This window comes from Aequorivita vladivostokensis, assembly GCF_000952855.1.
Lineage (GTDB): Bacteria > Bacteroidota > Bacteroidia > Flavobacteriales > Flavobacteriaceae > Aequorivita > Aequorivita vladivostokensis.
The window spans coordinates 550,480-568,170 of the sequence record NZ_JSVU01000001.1 but is presented as its reverse complement, the minus strand read 5'-3'; the positions used below and the strand labels follow the sequence as shown (position 1 = coordinate 568,170).

The window sequence follows — 17,691 nt, the reverse complement described above, 5'->3', positions numbered from 1 at the left end:
GTAACAACATTTAAAAAAATAACACCAATGAAAGGTTATGTTTACATTTTAAAATGTTCAAATAATTTATATTACACTGGAAGCACGAATAATTTAGAAAAGCGTGTTTCAGACCATCAAAATGGCAAGGGGGCCAATTTCACAAGAAAACACCTTCCAATTGAATTGGTCTATTATGAAGAGTTTGCACAGATTGATCAAGCGTTTTACCGCGAAAAACAAATCCAAGGATGGAGCAGGAAGAAAAAGGAAGCGCTTATCACGGGTAAAACTAATCTCTTGCCAAAACTTTCAGAATGTAAAAATGAATCTCACTATAAAAATAGGCTCAGGGAATAACTGTCATTTCGACTTCGCTCAATGACCATTTTTGGAAGTCTCGGTGGCTGAGCGGAGCCGAAGCCAGTGACAACCAACGAAGATGGATTTGAGAAAATCATTTCGACTTCGCTCAATGACCATTTTCGGAAGTCTCGGTGGCTGAGCGGAGCCGAAGCCAGTGACAACCAACGAAGATGGATTTGAGAAAATCATTTCGACTTCGCTCAATGACCATTTTCGGAAGTCTCGGCGGCTGAGCGCAGCCGAAGCCAGTGACAACCAACGAAAATGGATTTGAAAAAATCATTTCGACTTCGCTCAATGACCAATTTTCGAAAGTCTCGGTGGCTGAGCGGAGCCGAAGCCAGTGACAACCAACGAAAATGGATTTGAAAAAATCATTTCGACTTCGCTCAATGACCATTTTCGGAAATCTCGGTGGCTGAGCGCAGCCAGTGACAACCAACAAAGATGGATTTAAAAAAATCATTTCGACTTCGCTCAATGACCATTTTCTCGGTGGCTGAGCGGAGCCGAAGCCAATGACAACCAACGTTGATGAATTTGAAAAAGTCATTTCGACTTCGCTCAATGACCATTTTCGCGGTGGCTGAGCGGAGTCGAAGCCAACGCAGACGAACCCAAAGAAGCCGTAACAACATTTAAAAAAATAACACCAATGAAAGGTTATGTTTACATATTAAAATGTTCAAATAATTTATATTACACTGGAAGCACGAATAATTTAGAAAAGCGTCTTTCAGACCATCAAAATGGCAAGGGGGCCAATTTCACAAGAAAACACCTTCCAATTGAATTGGTCTATTATGAAGAGTTTGCACAGATTGATCAAGCGTTTTACCGCGAAAAACAAATCCAAGGATGGAGCAGGAAGAAAAAGGAAGCGCTCATCACAGGTGAAACTAATCTCTTGCCAAAACTTTCAGAATGTAAAAATGAATCTCACTATAAAAATAGGCTCAGGGAATAACTGTCATTTCGACTTCGCTAAATGACCATTTTCGGAAGTCTCGGTGGCTGAGCGCAGCCGAAGCCAGTGACAACCAACGAAAATGGATTTGAAAAAATCATTTCGACTTCGATCAATGACCAATTTTCGAAAGTCTCGGTGGCTGAGCGTAGCCGAAGCCAAAGGAGTTATCTTCAATATTACTCTATCACATGCTGCGAATAATTCCGCCATTTTTCAATACAAGCCTCCATATCTGCGGGAATTGGGCTTTCAAAGCGCATAAATTCACCAGTCACTGGATGCATAAATCCGAGGGTACGAGCGTGCAAAGCTTGACGCGGCAAAATTTTAAAACAGTTATCTACAAACTGTTTGTATTTTGAAAAGGTAGTTCCTTTTAATATCTTCTCGCCCCCATAGCGTTCATCGTTAAAGAGGGTGTGCCCAATATATTTCATATGTACGCGGATTTGATGCGTACGGCCTGTTTCCAAACGGCAGGAAACCAAGGTTACGTAGCCCAAACGCTCCAAAACCTTGTAATGGGTAATTGCTGGCTTTCCTTTTTCTTCTTCGTCGTTTTCGTAAACGGTGTTTTGCAATCGGTTTTTAGGGTGTCTTCCAATATTGCCCTCGATGGTTCCTTCATCCTCCTCCACATTTCCCCAAACTAGTGCTACGTATTCGCGCTCCGTACTCTTGTCAAAAAACTGCTTGGCGAGATGTGTCATAGCCTCTTCAGTTTTTGCAATCACCAACAATCCGCTTGTATCCTTATCGATTCTATGGACTAAACCAGGTCTATTGCTAGAATTATTTGGAAGATTTTCAAAGTGATAGGTTAGTGCGTTTATAAGCGTGCCGCTATAATTCCCGTGTCCTGGATGCACTACCATGCCAGCTTCCTTGTTAACCACAAGAACGGCATCGTCTTCATATACAATATCTATCGGAATATTTTCGGGCACCAAAAGAAACTCATAAGGCGGATGCTCAAAAAGAACGGTAACCACATCATTGCCCTTAACCTTATAATTACTTTTTACAGGTTGCCCATTCACGTGAATGTTTCCAGCAACAGCAGCTTTTTGTATTTTGTTTCGTGTAGCCTTTTCAATAAGGTTCATAAGGTATTTATCTACCCTAAGTGCGCCCTGCCCTTTGTCTGCCTTAAAGCGGTAATGTTCATAAAGATCATCACTTCCGCCCGCATCATCAAACTCTTCTTCTTTAAAATTCGTCATTGTTTTCCTCATCATTATTTGTTGGCGCCTCTGGGTTTTCTTCGGAAGCATCGTCTTCAGACTGGATTCTGTTTAATGACTGGTCGCCAACGATCAAATCGATCACAGAAGTTTTTTGAAGCGGGGTGCCCGGGTCCAGTTTTTCGCCCTTATAGCGCAATTCCAGTACATTATCACTAATATGTGGGCGATAGCTTATTTTGCCAATCTTAAAGCCCATGGCCAAAAGCGTAGGCTCGGCCTGGCGGCGTGTTCGACCCAATACATCCGGTACCTCAATTTTTCTGAAACCCGAAGGATTTAACGTCAAGTATAATTTTCGATCCTCCTTGACAAATTTCCCCGGTTTGGGAATCTGCTCTATTACTGAATATTTCGGAAAGTCTGGATTGTAATTTGCCGAATCCAATATTTCATACCGAAGATCCATTTCGTCCAAAGTTTCCTCCACCTTGTCCAAAGACATTTTGGCTAGATTGGGCACTTCTATCCTTTCGTTGTGATTTGTGCTAAAACGCAACCACCATAATATTAAAAATGCCAAAACTAGCAGGGCAACGATAGCCAGAAGCAACTGCTTTAAAAATGCCTTGGAAAACACGAACTGGAAAAAAGTCATACGTTTCTATGTTAATGCAAAATATAAAGTTCCAAAGGTAGTATCTTTTGATGAAATCAAAATCTAAATCGAAACTGAAATTGAAATCCCTTGTCAACAGATAACTGATAACTGATAACGCACAACTCCAACTTTTTAATACTTTTGTAAACGCAGCTTTTAATGAATTGTTATGGGAAAAAAACATATTGCCGTGGCTATGGGCGGTTATTCCAGCGAGTTTGAAATCTCGATAAACAGTGGCGGGGTGGTTTGCAACGCTCTTGATAAAAACAAATATGAAGTTTATCCCATCCATATTTTGGAGGAAGGCTGGTATTTTGTTGCTGAAAACGGTACAAAACATCCTGTAAATAAAGCAGATTTCAGTTTTGACAATGGCACCGAAACCATCCGCCCCGATGCTATTTTCAACACCATTCACGGTACGCCCGGCGAGGACGGTTACCTGCAAGCTTATTGGGAGCTGCTCGGTATTCCGCACACCAGTACCGATTATTATTCGGCTGCGCTCAGTTTCAACAAACGCGATTGTCTTTCGGTATTGAAAAATTTTGGGGTGCGTGCCGCCAATTCCTATTATGTGAACCAAGGCTCCGAAATTAACGTAGAAGAAATAGTAATGAAAACAGGTTTGCCCTGCTTTGTTAAACCAAACCGCTCCGGCTCCAGTTTTGGGATCAGCAAGGTAAGTAAGATGGAGGCAATAATGCCTGCTATTGAAAAAGCTTTTACGGAGGATTCTGAGATAATTATTGAAACTGCGCTGGTGGGCGTGGAGGTTTCAGTTGGCGTTTACAATAATGGTGAAGAGATAATCGCGCTTCCTGTAACCGAAATTGTTTCAGAAAACGAATTCTTTGACTACGAAGCAAAATATTTGGGAAAATCACAAGAAATAACCCCTGCAAGAATTTCGGAAGAGGAAACCGAAATGGTAAAAAAAGAGGCCGTCCGTATTTATAAATTATTGAACATGAAAGGCATCACCCGCAGTGAATTCATTATAGAAAAAGGAAAACCCTATTTCTTGGAAATAAACACCAATCCCGGCCTTTCAACGGAAAGCATCATTCCCAAACAAGCCCGCGAGGCGGGAATGACCCTGTCGAAATTTTTTGATATTTTAATTCAAAATGTACTATAATTGTTAAGGGTTACAAGTTGTAGGTTAAAAGTCCATTTTCTTTCAACCTGAAACCTGAAACCTGAAACCTGAAACCCATGGAATGAAATACTACCTCATTGCAGGCGAAGCATCCGGCGATTTGCACGGAGCCAATTTAATGAAAGCCTTAAAAAAGGAAGATGCCGAAGCGGATTTCCGTTTTTGGGGCGGCGATTTGATGCGCGAGGTAGGTGGCACCGGAGTAAAACATTACCGCGAACTCGCGTTTATGGGCTTTGCGGAGGTAATAATGAACCTGCGCACTATTTTTAAAAACATCAACTTTTGCAAAAAAGATATTGAAAGCTATAAACCAGACGTACTAATTTTTATAGATTATCCCGGTTTTAATTTTAGAATTATGAAATGGGCGCGCAAAATGGGTTATAAAACCCATTATTATATTTCGCCCCAAATCTGGGCATGGAAGGAAGGCCGAATAAAGGATATTAAGCGCGATGTGGACCAGATGTACGTAATACTGCCCTTCGAAAAGGAATTTTATGAAAAGAAACACAATTTTCCGGTACATTTTGTAGGCCATCCTTTGATAGATGCCATTTACGATAGAAAACAGGTTCACCCAGAAAATTTCAAAAAAGAAAATGGATTGGATGATCGCCCCATCGTCGCACTGCTTCCAGGGAGCCGTAAGCAGGAAATAACGAAGATGCTAGAAATTATGATTTCGGTGGCTGGGGATTTTAAGGAATATCAATTTGTAATTGCCGGCGCGCCAAGTCAGGAAAAATCATTTTATGAAAGTTTCCTCAGCACTAAAAATGTACACTTTGTAACCAATAAAACCTATGATCTCTTAAGCATTTCTGAAGCGGCACTTGTTACCTCGGGTACGGCTACACTGGAAACCGCACTCTTCAAAGTGCCACAAGTGGTCTGCTATAAAGGCAACCGAATAAGTTATGAAATTGCAAAAAGAGTGATCAAACTGGATTATATATCACTGGTAAATTTAATTCTCGACAAAACCGTTGTTACCGAACTGATACAGGCCGATTTCAACACAGAAAGGTTAAAAAAAGAACTGACAAACATTTTAGATCCCTACACCCGGGCCGCTATGTTTTTGGACTATTATGAATTGGAAAAGGCACTCGGTGGGCGGGGCGCAAGCGAAAACACGGCCAAACTAATCTATTCAGCAATCAAGAAGTGAATAAAATTTTATATTTTTAAGCACTAATCCGCTATTCCCTCTTGATGAAAAAACTGCTATTTCTCACTTTTTTTACCCTATTCCTTATTTCTTGTGGAAGTTCTAAGTACGCTCGAAATACCGGAAAAGTATCTGAAACCATTATTGGTAAAAATGAAACCCCATCCAAAACAACCCGAAAGGTAAGCCCCCATAAAAACAACCGAATTGCCGCAAAAAACACCGAAGACACTGCAGAGTCTGAAAAAGAGGAAGATAGCCCAAAGCAGATAAAAAAAGAGATAATTGCCTACGCCAAAACCTTTGAGGGAACGCGCTACAAATTTGGAGGTACTACGGATGCGGGAATGGATTGCTCAGGCTTGGTCTGTACGGCCTTCCAAAAAGAAAACATAGCACTTCCCCGTATCTCGCGCGATATGGCCACAAAAGGCATCCTTATTTCCTTTAACGATATAGAGGAAGGTGATTTGGTATTTTTCAAAACCAGCCGTAGAAACACCATAAATCACGTAGGTTTGGTGGTAGAGGCCAAACGTGGTGAAGTAAAATTTATCCACTCCACTACCCGTGCCGGGGTTATCATTTCATCACTCGATGAAGATTATTGGAAAAAAGCCTTTGTGGAAGTCCGAAGGGTTATTTAAGTAATAATTCCAATTTCTGAAGCTTGGTTTTCTAAGATAGATTTTTTACTTTAGTTCATTCTCCCCAGTAAATTTTAAGTACCATACTTAAAGGCTTGGGGCATGAAGTTTATCAACTTCACAATAGTAAAGTTTTCATTTTTGCTTGTGCTGGGTATTCTTGCGGCGCACTTCTTCCCAATTGACAATTTTTTGCTGGATTATCTTTTGATACTTCTCTTGGGAGTTTTTTGTCTTTGGTTATGGGCCAGAAAACAACTCATCCAAAATGTTTACTTCGGAATTGCCGCCTATTTCTGCTTTTTTGCCATTGGATATTTCACTTATCAAATACGGCTGCCACAGATTCAACCGAAACATTATTCTAAGCAAGTTGCGGAGGACACCCCTGAATTGTTTCAACTGAAAATTACACGATCCCTAAAACCGGACAGCTTTAATTTAAAATATTTTGCAGAGGTGAACGCCGTAAATGGTGCATCGACCGACGGAAAAATACTGTTGAATATTTCGAAGGATGCATTGGGAAAGCAATTATCAGCAGATGAAATATTGTTGGTTTATGCACCAATTTCCGAGATCGCAAAACCCCTAAACCCGCACCAGTTTGATTATTCCGCGTATATGAAATCTTTGGGAATTTACGACCAGCTGCAGATTTCAGAAAAGAATATTCTGAAAACTGCGAGAGGTTCAAAAACCTTTATGGGAATGGCCCAAAATTTAAGAGCCGACATAATCGAAAAACTTCAAAAAACAAAACTTAAAACCGATGAGCGCGCCATTATACAAGCCCTAGTTTTAGGCGAAAAGAAAGACATCGACAAAAATCTTTACAACGAATACGCGGCTGCGGGAGCCGTGCATATTTTGGCAGTTTCCGGGCTGCACGTTGGGATTTTATACATTATTCTCGCATTCGTTTTAAAACCTTTAACGCGATGGAAAAACGGTGTTTTTTTCCATGTCATTTTAATCGTAATTCTACTTTGGGGGTTTGCGTTGCTTTCAGGACTTTCTCCTTCGGTTACAAGAGCGGTGACAATGTTCAGCTTTTTTGCGGTTGCCAAACTCTTTAATCGTGAGAGCAATTCCATAAACACCTTGTTCCTTTCGTTTTTCACACTATTGATAATCAATCCGTTCTGGTTGTTTCAGGTTGGTTTTCAGCTTAGCTATTTAGCCGTATTCTTCATCGTTTGGCTACAACCGCTTTTTTATAAAATCGGGTATTCAAAATACTGGATTGTACGTAAAATTTGGGCAATAGTATCGGTTACCATTTGCGCACAGATTGGCGTTTTACCTTTAAGTCTCTATTATTTTCATCAATTTCCCGGATTGTTTCTGTTGACCAACATTGTGGTGCTACCCTTTTTAACAATCTTAATGTGCGGCGGAATACTGATTGTTTTTTTAGCGAGCTTAAATAGTTTGCCTAACTGGCTCGCCGAAAGCTACAATTTTCTAATTGAAAGCCTTAACGCATTTATCCATTGGGTTGCGGTCCAGGATGAATTTTTGTTCAGGGACATTCACTTTTCAACCTTAAAAGTCTTGGGAGTCTATCTGTTTATAGTTGCCCTGATCTTATTTCTGAAAAAAATGAATTACCGAAGGTTGGTGGGTTCGCTTTTGGCTATTTCAGTACTCATATCAATTTATATTTATGATGAATTTCGTACCGCAACAAATCAATTAATCATATTTCAGAAAAGCAGACAGACGTTGGTTGGTTACCAAAATAGTAGCCAATTTATAGTTCTTAAAAGTGATTCAACCATAAATTCTTCTGAAGCACATCCCATTAAATCCTTTAAGGTGGCGATGAATACTAAATTTTATTCTGAAGAAAGGCTTCCGAGGCTATTTCGATACAACAACAAGAATATCCTGATTTTGGACAGCCTGGGAATTTTTCCGAAGCATAAAAATATAAATACCCTGTTGCTCACCAACAGTACAAAAGTAAACCTCGACCGTCTTATAGACAGTTTGCGTCCCAAACAAATTATTGCCGATGGCAGCAACTATTATTCTTATGTAAACCGTTGGGAAAAAACCTGCAAACTAAAAAAGCTCCCGTTCCACCATACAGCGAAACAAGGAGCTTTCCCAATAGAATAGCCCGAATATGAAACCGAAAATGCTATCCTAAAATGTGGGTTTAAAATTTTTCTGATATTCCTCCCAAGCCTCGGCGGTTGTTATTTTCAGGTAATCGTCCGAATGTATCATCTTAAGAAAAATCTCAAGCTGCGGAGGTGTCCGGTATCCCGGAACTGCCTGAATTAGCTTACCTTCCTCGGTAAAGAAAACCACACTTGGATACGCCGTTACTTTTAGCGCGTGCGCAAACAAGTGTTGTGAGTTTCTCCCTTTTCGGGCAGGATCATAATTTGGGTTTGTATATGTGAAATCATTAAAGGTTACCTCCTCGGTCCCTTCCGCATTAAACTTTACAGAATAATAGTTTTTGTTCAAATACTCGATCACCTCGGGATCGGTAAAGGTATTTTTATCGAGCATTTTGCAGGGGCCGCACCAGGTGGTATAGACGTCCATAAAAATCTTTTTCGGTTCTTTCTTCTGGGCGGCAAGCGCCTCGTTCATGGTCATCCAGTTAATTTTTTGGGAATGGACCGTACCTGCGGAAATAATAAGAAAAAAGAGTAATAAGTATTTCATTGTAAGTGCTTTTGAATTTTTGATGTTTTTGAAACAAAAAGCGTTCCATAAAAAGGAACGCTTTTATATTATAAACTATTGTGTATTAACGAATACCGTGCATTAATTTTTTTAGAACCGGGTTCAACAACATTGAAATAACACCAACGCCAATAGGAATTAATGTAAATATCAAAAAGAAAGTTCCCATGGAATACTCTGCCGAAATTTTATCGATCATCCCGCCCATAGTGTTCGCTGCTTTTTGGCCCACGGCTATGGCAAGGTACCACACCCCGAACATAAAGCCTATCATACGCGCAGGCACCAATTTACTCAAATAGGAAAGTCCCAACGGTGAAAGACAAAGTTCGCCCATGGTGTGCATTAAGTAAGCCAGAATCAAGAATACCATACTTACCTTTGCGGTCATGGCTCCCGGAGGAATGTCTGATGCTCCATAGGAAAGAATGGCAAAGCCCAAGCCCAAAAGTATAAGCCCGATGCCATATTTTACGGCCGCACTGGGGTTATACTTACTCTCCCACCATTTTGAAAAAATGGGCGCTAAAGTAATAATAAAGAACGAATTTAAAATCCCGAACCAAGTGGCATCTACCTGCAATTCAGTTTGATTGAATTTATCGTACAACCTATAAATAACCAGCCCCCAAATACCAATAAATGCGATCACCAATGCCACATTGGACAGGGCAATTCTACTATGTGTTTTCTTGACGAGCAAATAAATTACCCAAGAAATAATAATCAAGGGTACGGTCGTTAATAGCGCATCTATAATTTTGAAAATCATGGCAGAATTTCCGGTTAAGTCCCTATCTGTATAATCCTGGGCAAAAAGCGTCATGGAGCCTAATGATTGTTCAAAGAATGCGAAGAAGAAAACGGTAAACAATCCGAAAATGGAAACGGCAATTAACCTATCTCTTACAATTGGCAAATATCGGGCAATCCGCGTTATCAATAATATTAGGAACATGGCCAAAGCAGCCAGTACCACGATATTAGTCCCACTCATTCCGCCAATTTCAAAGGGCACAAGCGAGGTATCATATATTTTTTCCAAGGGATCATTAAATAAATATAGCAAGCCTCCTATTGATGATAATACGATCAAAACAAAATCAAACATCGTGAATGGATTCAATTTGATAGGTGCTTCCTCTACTTCCTCGCTTCGCAATTCAGGCCTTTCTTCATTAATGTTTTGAGGTATTTCTACCTCGTGGACTTTGGAAGGTCTTGCGCCAATTCCTCCGAAGATTTTATTGGCCAACAAAAATTGAAGCATTCCAAAAAACATAAAAATTCCCGCAAGCCCAAAGCCCCAAGACCAGCCATAATTTTCAGCCAAATAGCCGCAAAGCATCATCCCGAAGAATGCGCCCGCGTTCACCCCCATATAGAAAATGGTGTAGGCTCCGTCTTTTTTGGATTCCTTCCCTTTGTACATTTCAGAAATAATGGAAGTAATATTCGGCTTAAAAAATCCGGTTCCAATTACCAAAAGCGCAAGCCCCAAGTAAAAAGATGCGGTGGTTTCCAGCGCCATGGAAGCGTGGCCTAAGGTCATAATAATACAACCGAGAACTACGGCCATACGGTAGCCGGTAATCTTATCTGCTATCCAACCGCCAATTATCGGGGTTAAGTATAAAAGGGACGCGTAGGTACCAATGAGTGCCAAGGCATGCTCCCGAGGCCATTCCCAACCGGGATTGTCGCTTAATATAGGTGCAGTAAGGAATAATACCAAAAGAATACGCATTCCATAAAAGGAAAATCGTTCCCACATTTCGGTAAAAAAGAGTATAAATAATCCCGCGGGATGTCCTAAAACTTTATCCTTAAATAGATTCTCTATATCGGTATTCATCGGTATGTATTTTGGTTAGATTGTTTCTGAAAAAGTTAGTTGGCTTTGTTTATTTCTGGATCTGCAAGTTCAAAGGGTTCATTATCGTGTAGTTCACGCTCATTGTCCTCAGCCCCGTGTGTAAGTTTTTCCAATTTCTTTCTTACCAATAAAACCAATAATCCGAATACAACACAGAATACGGCTATACCGGTAAATACGGTATATTCTCCTAAGTCAGAAGCCGATTCACCTAAAAGTCCGGCTACCTTGTTTCCAAAGCCTGTCATGGCAAAATATACTCCCATCATTAAGGACGCATATTTCAACGGAGCCAATTTTGTGATGTAAGAAAGCGCAACTGGTGATAAGCACAACTCTCCCACCGTGTGGAACAAATAAGCCAACACTAACCAGTACATTGCAGATGCCCCTTCGCTATTGAATTGCGCTGCGGCGGCAGTCATAAAGAAGAATCCCATCCCCATAATAATTAGACCTAGGCACATTTTGAAAAGTGAAGTGGAAACCTTTCCCTTTAACTTTCTTTTGGCCCAATAGGCTGCAACCGCGGTACCCAGAATAATAATAAACATTGCGTTAAGTGACTGAAACCACGAAGCTGGTACTTCCCAGCCCAATAGCATTCTATCGGTCTTTTCGGATGCGTAAATATTCATCAACCCTCCGGCTTGCTCGAATGCTCCCCAGAAAACGATAACTAAAATGAAAGAAATGAACAGAACGATCATTCTATCCTTTTCAACTTTTGAAAGAGGCCTCTTCATCGCTGCCTTTTCTTCGGGATCAATAGATTTGTTTGTATTATTCCCAACGTATTTTAAATGTTTTTGGCCTACTAAATATTGAAGTAATCCCAAAGCCATACCTATGGCAGCAAGACCGAAACCATAATGCCAGCCATAAACTTCACCAACATACCCCACAATTAAACTGGAGAGAAAAGCACCAATGTTAATACCTATGTAAAAAATAGTAAAACCTTTATCTCTTCTAATATCGCCGGGCTTATAAAGACCTCCAACCATAGTTGAAATATTTGGCTTAAGCATCCCTACCCCAGCAATGATAAGACCAAGACCTGTATAGAATGCCCACATTTCTTCAATGGAAAGAATACCATGACCCGCCACTAACAGAATACCACCAACCAGTACCGATTGTTTCTGGCCCATAAATTTGTCGGCAATCCATCCTCCGGGAATGGAGGCTACATACACAAGCATAGTGTAGGTTCCATAGAGGGAAAGTGCTTCTGCGTTGGTCCACCCTAAACCAGGATTACCGCTGGTAGCCTCTGCAACCAAGTAAAGTACCAAAATGGCGCGCATCCCATAATAGGAGAAGCGTTCCCACATTTCGGTAAAGAACAAAATGTAAAGACCTACTGGGTGGCCAAATAATTCCTTCTGTTTTTGATATTGAAGTGCTTCTGACATAAAATATATAATTAATTAGAGTTGATTTTTTTTATTTATAAATTCTTCTTGATGAAATCTGTCATTAAAGTATATAAATGCAGGCGCGTGTTGCCTCCATAAATACCGTGGTTTTTATCGGGATAGATTCTCCAGTCAAACTGCTTGTTTGCCTGTACCAAAGCTTCAATCAAGCGCATACTGTTCTGTACGTGCACGTTGTCATCTGCACTTCCGTGTACCAATAAGAATTTTCCCTTTAGCCCCTCCACGTGCGATAGGGGAGAATTTTCATCATAACCCGAAGCGTTTTCCTGCGGAGTTTGCATATAGCGCTCTGTATAGATGCTATCATAAAATCGCCAGCTGGTTACCGGGGCAACTGCAATGGCCATCTCAAAAGTGTCCGGCGCCTGAAACAACGCGTTTGAAGACATAAAGCCACCATAGCTCCAACCCCAAATTCCGGTGCGCGAGGCATCGATATATGGAAGTTCACCCAACTTTTTGGCGACCGCTATTTGGTCTTCCACTTCGTATTTCCCTAATTCCTTTTGAGTCATCTTTTTGAAATCCCTTCCTTTAAAACCTGTTCCGCGTCCGTCCACACAGGCCACAATAATTTCCTGATCATTCACTAGCATTTCATGCCAATAATCGTTTGTACCCATCCAACTGTTGGAAACATTCTGAGAGCCAGGACCGGAATATTGGTAGAGAAATAGCGGATATTGCTTGTTTTCATCAAAATCCAACGGCTTTATCATATACATATTTAAATCTTCGCCATTTACTTGGATAGTTGAAAATTCCTTGGGTGAAATTTTATAGGAAGCCAATCGATTCTTCAAATCATTATTATTTTTTATTTCACGTAATAATTTTCCAGTTTTTGCTTCGTGTAGCGTATACACATAGGGGGTTTTAGCATCAGAAAAAGTATTGATGAAATAAGTATAGTCTGCACTAAAGTCCGCATCGTTAGTTCCCTTGCGGTCGGTAAGACGCACCTTGTTTTTCCCTGAGGGAAGTATACTATACACATCCCGGTTGATGCTTCCGTTTTCAGTACTTTGATAGTAAACGCGACCCGTGTTTTGGTCAAAACCGTAATAGGCAGTTACTTCCCAAGGCCCCTTGGTCACTTGGTTCAGTAACTTTCCATTTTTGTCGTATTGATAAATATGGTTCCAGCCGTCCTTTTCACTGGTCCAGAAAAAACTGTTGTTGTTTAAAAATGTGAGATTGTCGGTAACGTCCACATAGGCGTCATCCTTTTCCGCCAATATTAGGTTTGAAGTGTTGTTTGAGGCATCCACAAATACCAAATCTATCACATTCTGATGACGGTTGGCCAGCTGTACGCTCAGCAGGTTGTTGTCCTTTGTCCAAAGCAAACGGGGAATGTAATAATTGTTATAACTTGAAAGATCTATTTCTGAAGTACTGCCGCTGCCCAGATCGTATATATGCAACGAAACCTTGGAATTTGCCTCTCCTGCTTTTGGATATTTAAACGTATCTGCTGTAGGATATAGCGCATCGCCATATAGATCCATATTGAACTGTGGCACTTCGGTTTCATCAAATTTTATGAAGGCAAGCCTATCACCATCTTTACTCCATTCAAAAGCTCGCACAAAAGCAAATTCTTCCTCATATACCCAATCGGTAATTCCATTTATAATGCTGTTCTTTTTCCCGTCGGTGGTTATCTGCTTGGTTTCTCCTGTTTTTAAATTCTTAATATATAGGTTGTTCTCAAATCCATAAGCAATCTTACTGCCGTCGTTACTGAAGGTTGGTTCCTGGATTTTATTAGTTGAAACCAAGCCAATCTGTTTCGATGCAATATCATAAACATAATAGGTACCCAAAGAAGAGCGTCGGTATATTTGCTGCAGCGCAGTAGTAAATAGAATTTTTGATTCATCCTCGCTAAACTCATAGGAAATAATATAATCTATCCCCTTCAAATCTTTTGAGTTTAAGAGCGTGCGCACCTTCTCGCCGCTTTTGTAATCATACACATCTACAGTTGAAGCTTTTTCCTGCCGGTCGTAATTTAAAACGGCATATTGCTTTCCATTGTTCATGGAATGCAGGGCATCCAGACCTTGGGTTCGGAAGGCTCCGCCCCAAATTTCTTCTAGGCTTATGCTTTTCTGTTGTGCGGTAAGGGTAGTAATGGCCGTTAAAAACAGCAGTAAAAAAGGGAGGGCGTTAAATCTTTTCAAAGTGTTAAAATTTTGATACGCCAAGTTTACTAATTTTTTGTGAAAGAGGGCATGGTTTTTTTGTTAAATAAGCCCACAAAGCGTTATTTAATGCGAATTACAATTAGTTACAATGGCTCACAAATTATACACTATTGACACCCCGTAGACTGGCCCCTGAAAGGTATTCCTTCCGCCCAAAAGGTAGGAGAGATTAAGCGCAGCGCCGAAACTTTCTGAGAAGGAACGATATACGGTTCCGCCCACTTTATGGTAATCAACCCCCAGCTCACTAAAATTTTGCGGTGGCGGAGTGCCCCGGTAATCAATTCCACCAAAAGCATGTTGGTAATCGTAAAATACATCGTAATACCATTTAGCCGCAGCTTTGCCGGCCTTTAAGGTAACCGGAATACTGTTTGGGGTTTCCTCAAATTTAAACGAAAAACCACTCTGCAGTGTAGCCAACCAGCCGGAATGCCATTTGTAATGTGCCATCGCGCGGGTTTCAATCACCGTGGCCTGCTGGCCTATATCGTTCAAGCCGCCCACATTATAATCTGAAACAGGCGTTGACAATCCCGCTCCCAAACTAAATTCCAAATTTCCAGTTTCTGAAGTAGTTTGAAAAAAGCGATATTTCACCATGATGGAAATATCCTGAAAATCACTTTCATCATCACTGCTTAAATAAGGCAGCGAAACGTTCACATCAAGATGGTCAGTAATTCCGTAGGCGCCGCAAAGATTTATATAATAAAGATCTCGGCTCAACCCTATTTTTTCGGTGCCCGCAAAGTAATTTTTTGAATCTTCAAAACCAAGGCCTAAAACCACGGAACCCTTGCTCTTGCCTTTATAAAAACCATCTATTTTACCCTGCGAGAAGCTGTGTTGGAATATAAATAACGAAACAATAAGTACGGCCAGCGTTTTCATAGGAAGATTTTTATAGATGTGATTCCCTATATATACGTAAATAAAGGCCTTTTGGTCTTTCGATAAAAATAAAAAAGCGTATTAATCCCGTACCAACGGCATGGTAGTACAGCGCAGTAGCCCCTCCTGTTTGGAGATTTCGGCGTACGGCACTTCTTCTACCGTAAAGCCTTGTTCGCGCAGCCACGTATTCAATCGGGTAAAGTTTTTTTCTGAAATGACCACATCGGGCGAGATACTAAAGATGTTGCTGTTCATCTCATACATCTCGCGCTTGGTAATGTGGAAGCAATTTTCCTTTCCGAAGAAATCAACAAGCCAATTATATTCCTCCTCAATCAAAAAACCTTCCTTATGGATAATCGCCTTCCCGCGTCCCAAGGGCTGAAAACAGCAATCCAGGTGCAGTGCGTTTTCATCGGCCACGGTGTTGCTCTTTCTTAGGTTAAAGGATTTCACCTTTTTATGCGGAAACAGTTTCTGCAGGTGTTTTACGGCGTTCAGATTTGTGCGGGCAGTAATGTAATTCGGGTAATCTTCGCCATAATAGGCGCCTACAAAAATATAGTCGCCCCAGGGCATAACATCGCCGCCCTCTATATGGGCATTTTCGGGAAATTCAATAATCTTTGAAGGATCAATCTGATTGATTACGTGCTCAATGGCCTCAATTTCCATGGAACGGTCCTCCAGAATGTTTGCGATAATGAATTTATCTTCAATCACAAAGGCAATGTCGCGCGAAAATATCTGGTTATAGTCCTTAATGGAATGGGGGCGATACACCTTTACATCGTACTTTTTGAAAACTTCGGCCACGGCCTCCATTTCCTTTACCATGTCTTCATCTTTGGGGTACGTGCCGGCCTTTATATGCTCCGCAGATTTGGGATCATAGGCGTCTTCCAGCTTTGGCACGGGGCCATTGCTATCTGCGCGGCCCAGCACTACGGCGCGCAGTCTTGATATTTCGTCATTGATGTGTAGGTTGATCATATAGCAAATATAGAAAAAGCACCTCATAATGGAAGTGCTTTTAAAAGTATTAAAAATAAGTCTTTATCGTTTCTGGATCGGCACAAAGGAGCGCAGGTTCTCTCCCACATAAATCTGTCTTGGGCGACCAATAGGCTCTTTTTGTAACCTCATTTCTCTCCACTGCGCTATCCAGCCCGGCAAGCGCCCTAGCGCAAACATAGGGGTGAACATTTCTACCGGAATGCCCAAGGCACGGTAAATAATGCCCGAATAGAAATCTACGTTCGGATATAATTTTCTTTCAACAAAGTATGGGTCTTCAAGGGCTTCTTTTTCCAAAGCCTTGGCAATGCTCAGCACGTCATCTTCTATCCCTAGACTGTCCAATACATCATCGGCAGCTTTTTTAATGATCTTGGCACGGGGGTCAAAGTTCTTGTACACCCTATGACCAAAGCCCATCAAACGGAATGGATCATTTTTATCCTTTGCCTTTGCCATAAATTTTTTGGTGTCGCCACCATCTGCCTTAATGGCCTCCAACATTTCAATAACCGCTTGGTTTGCTCCGCCGTGGAGTGGCCCCCAAAGGGCAGCAATACCGGCAGAAATAGAAACAAACAGACCTGCGTGCGAGGAGCCCACAATACGTACGGTGGAAGTGGAACAGTTTTGCTCGTGATCTGCGTGCAATATCAAAAGCTTGTTCAAAGCCTCAACAACCAGTGGATTTGATGTGTATTCACCACTTGGTTTTTTGAACATCATTTTTACGAAATTTTCCACATATCTTAAATTGTCGTCCCCATAATCAAGCGGAAGACCCAAGCGTTTTCTATATGTCCAGGCTGTAAGGACGGGAAATTTCGCCAAAATCTTTACGATGGCCTTATACATATCCTCCTCACTATCCACATTTACCGAGGAAGGATTGAAAGCAACCAAAGCAGAGGTTAACGATGAAAGTACGCCCATTGGGTGAGCAGATTTCGGAAAACCGTCCAGGATGCGCTTCACATCCTCATCTACGTGCGATTGTGATTTTATATCATTATGAAATTTCTCAAGCTGTTCCTCGGTGGGCAATTCACCAAAAATCAATAGATAACAAACCTCTAGAAAGCGCGCCTTTTCCGCCAACTCCTCAATGGAATATCCCCTATAACGAAGAATTCCCTTTTCGCCATCCAGAAAGGTAATGGCACTTTCGCAGGAACCGGTATTCTTATACCCGGGATCCAGTGTAACCACGCCGTCGGTATCTGCGCGAAGGCTCTTTATATCTATTCCTAATTCATTTTCAGTTCCCTCTACAATGGGAAACTCGTATTTTTTACCATCTATCTCTAGGGTCGCCATCTTTGCCATAAAATATCGTGTGTTTTTTTAATTTATTCAGAAACGCTAAAGTACAAAATCTATGTTTA

15 protein-coding genes are annotated in these 17,691 nt (G+C 41.1%); 6 read left to right on the top strand and 9 right to left on the bottom strand.

The features are described 5' to 3' along the window. The first annotated feature begins 27 nt into the window (after nt 1–27). Nucleotides 28–339 (top strand): GIY-YIG nuclease family protein, encoded by a 312-nt coding sequence (locus MB09_RS02620; protein WP_045079275.1) that lies wholly within the window; start codon nt 28–30, stop codon nt 337–339. 661 nt (nt 340–1,000) lie between these two features. After that, entirely contained in the window at nt 1,001–1,312 is a 312-nt protein-coding gene (locus MB09_RS02615; RefSeq protein WP_045079274.1) for a GIY-YIG nuclease family protein, read from the top strand. Between the two features lie 179 nt (nt 1,313–1,491). On the opposite strand, the gene MB09_RS02610 is transcribed toward MB09_RS02615, so the two are convergent. Then, a complete protein-coding gene (locus tag MB09_RS02610) occupies nt 1,492–2,538 on the bottom strand; it encodes an RluA family pseudouridine synthase (protein WP_045079361.1) in 1,047 nt (348 codons plus the stop codon). Further along, complete coding sequence (locus MB09_RS02605) at nt 2,525–3,157, bottom strand: PASTA domain-containing protein (RefSeq protein WP_045079273.1); 633 nt, start codon at nt 3,155–3,157, stop codon at nt 2,525–2,527. Before MB09_RS02605 ends, MB09_RS02610 begins: the two co-directional genes overlap by 14 nt. Before the next feature lie 172 nt (nt 3,158–3,329). Between MB09_RS02605 and MB09_RS02600 the strand changes: the two genes are divergently transcribed. The 4 genes from MB09_RS02600 to MB09_RS02585 all read left to right on the top strand — a co-directional run bounded on the left by MB09_RS02600 (nt 3,330) and on the right by MB09_RS02585 (nt 8,276). After that, on the top strand, nt 3,330–4,304 hold the full coding sequence (locus MB09_RS02600; RefSeq protein WP_045079272.1) for a D-alanine--D-alanine ligase: 975 nt from the start codon (nt 3,330–3,332) through the stop codon (nt 4,302–4,304). 82 nt (nt 4,305–4,386) lie between these two features. Beyond that, on the top strand, nt 4,387–5,502 hold the full coding sequence (gene lpxB / locus MB09_RS02595) for a lipid-A-disaccharide synthase (protein ID WP_045079271.1): 1,116 nt from the start codon (nt 4,387–4,389) through the stop codon (nt 5,500–5,502). Nucleotides 5,503–5,546: 44 nt separating this feature from the next. Beyond that, entirely contained in the window at nt 5,547–6,149 is a 603-nt protein-coding gene (locus MB09_RS02590) for a C40 family peptidase (RefSeq protein ID WP_045079270.1), read from the top strand. Nucleotides 6,150–6,251: 102 nt separating this feature from the next. After that, complete coding sequence (locus tag MB09_RS02585; protein ID WP_045079269.1) at nt 6,252–8,276, top strand: ComEC/Rec2 family competence protein; 2,025 nt, start codon at nt 6,252–6,254, stop codon at nt 8,274–8,276. A gap of 27 nt (nt 8,277–8,303) precedes the next feature. Here the strand turns inward: MB09_RS02585 and MB09_RS02580 are convergent, their stop codons facing one another. The 7 genes from MB09_RS02580 to MB09_RS02550 form a co-directional block, all read right to left on the bottom strand. Beyond that, a complete protein-coding gene (locus MB09_RS02580; protein WP_045079268.1) occupies nt 8,304–8,837 on the bottom strand; it encodes a thioredoxin family protein in 534 nt (177 codons plus the stop codon). A gap of 85 nt (nt 8,838–8,922) precedes the next feature. Beyond that, nucleotides 8,923–10,713 carry a peptide MFS transporter gene (locus MB09_RS02575; RefSeq protein ID WP_045079267.1) on the bottom strand — a complete coding sequence of 597 codons (1,791 nt, stop codon included), beginning with the start codon at nt 10,711–10,713 and terminating at the stop codon, nt 8,923–8,925. Nucleotides 10,714–10,748: 35 nt separating this feature from the next. Then, entirely contained in the window at nt 10,749–12,152 is a 1,404-nt protein-coding gene (locus MB09_RS02570) for a peptide MFS transporter (protein WP_045079266.1), read from the bottom strand. Nucleotides 12,153–12,187: 35 nt separating this feature from the next. Further along, nucleotides 12,188–14,368, bottom strand: coding sequence for a S9 family peptidase (locus MB09_RS02565; RefSeq protein WP_045079360.1), 2,181 nt, complete (start codon nt 14,366–14,368; stop codon nt 12,188–12,190). 117 nt (nt 14,369–14,485) lie between these two features. Next, complete coding sequence (locus tag MB09_RS02560; protein WP_045079265.1) at nt 14,486–15,286, bottom strand: transporter; 801 nt, start codon at nt 15,284–15,286, stop codon at nt 14,486–14,488. A gap of 81 nt (nt 15,287–15,367) precedes the next feature. Then, nucleotides 15,368–16,282: a dimethylarginine dimethylaminohydrolase family protein gene (locus tag MB09_RS02555; RefSeq protein ID WP_045079264.1), complete on the bottom strand. Its 915-nt coding sequence runs from the start codon at nt 16,280–16,282 to the stop codon at nt 15,368–15,370. Between the two features lie 63 nt (nt 16,283–16,345). Next, nucleotides 16,346–17,632, bottom strand: coding sequence for a citrate synthase (locus MB09_RS02550; protein WP_045079263.1), 1,287 nt, complete (start codon nt 17,630–17,632; stop codon nt 16,346–16,348). Nucleotides 17,633–17,691 lie beyond the last annotated feature (59 nt).

Coding starts and splice junctions, on each gene's coding strand:
- MB09_RS02620 (WP_045079275.1), top strand. CDS start 28: ATGAAAGGTTATGTTTACATTTTAAAATGTTCAAATAATTTATATTAC.
- MB09_RS02615 (WP_045079274.1), top strand. CDS start 1,001: ATGAAAGGTTATGTTTACATATTAAAATGTTCAAATAATTTATATTAC.
- MB09_RS02610 (WP_045079361.1), bottom strand. CDS start 2,538: ATGACGAATTTTAAAGAAGAAGAGTTTGATGATGCGGGCGGAAGTGAT.
- MB09_RS02605 (WP_045079273.1), bottom strand. CDS start 3,157: ATGACTTTTTTCCAGTTCGTGTTTTCCAAGGCATTTTTAAAGCAGTTG.
- MB09_RS02600 (WP_045079272.1), top strand. CDS start 3,330: ATGGGAAAAAAACATATTGCCGTGGCTATGGGCGGTTATTCCAGCGAG.
- lpxB (WP_045079271.1), top strand. CDS start 4,387: ATGAAATACTACCTCATTGCAGGCGAAGCATCCGGCGATTTGCACGGA.
- MB09_RS02590 (WP_045079270.1), top strand. CDS start 5,547: ATGAAAAAACTGCTATTTCTCACTTTTTTTACCCTATTCCTTATTTCT.
- MB09_RS02585 (WP_045079269.1), top strand. CDS start 6,252: ATGAAGTTTATCAACTTCACAATAGTAAAGTTTTCATTTTTGCTTGTG.
- MB09_RS02580 (WP_045079268.1), bottom strand. CDS start 8,837: ATGAAATACTTATTACTCTTTTTTCTTATTATTTCCGCAGGTACGGTC.
- MB09_RS02575 (WP_045079267.1), bottom strand. CDS start 10,713: ATGAATACCGATATAGAGAATCTATTTAAGGATAAAGTTTTAGGACAT.
- MB09_RS02570 (WP_045079266.1), bottom strand. CDS start 12,152: ATGTCAGAAGCACTTCAATATCAAAAACAGAAGGAATTATTTGGCCAC.
- MB09_RS02560 (WP_045079265.1), bottom strand. CDS start 15,286: ATGAAAACGCTGGCCGTACTTATTGTTTCGTTATTTATATTCCAACAC.
- MB09_RS02555 (WP_045079264.1), bottom strand. CDS start 16,282: ATGATCAACCTACACATCAATGACGAAATATCAAGACTGCGCGCCGTA.
- MB09_RS02550 (WP_045079263.1), bottom strand. CDS start 17,632: ATGGCAAAGATGGCGACCCTAGAGATAGATGGTAAAAAATACGAGTTT.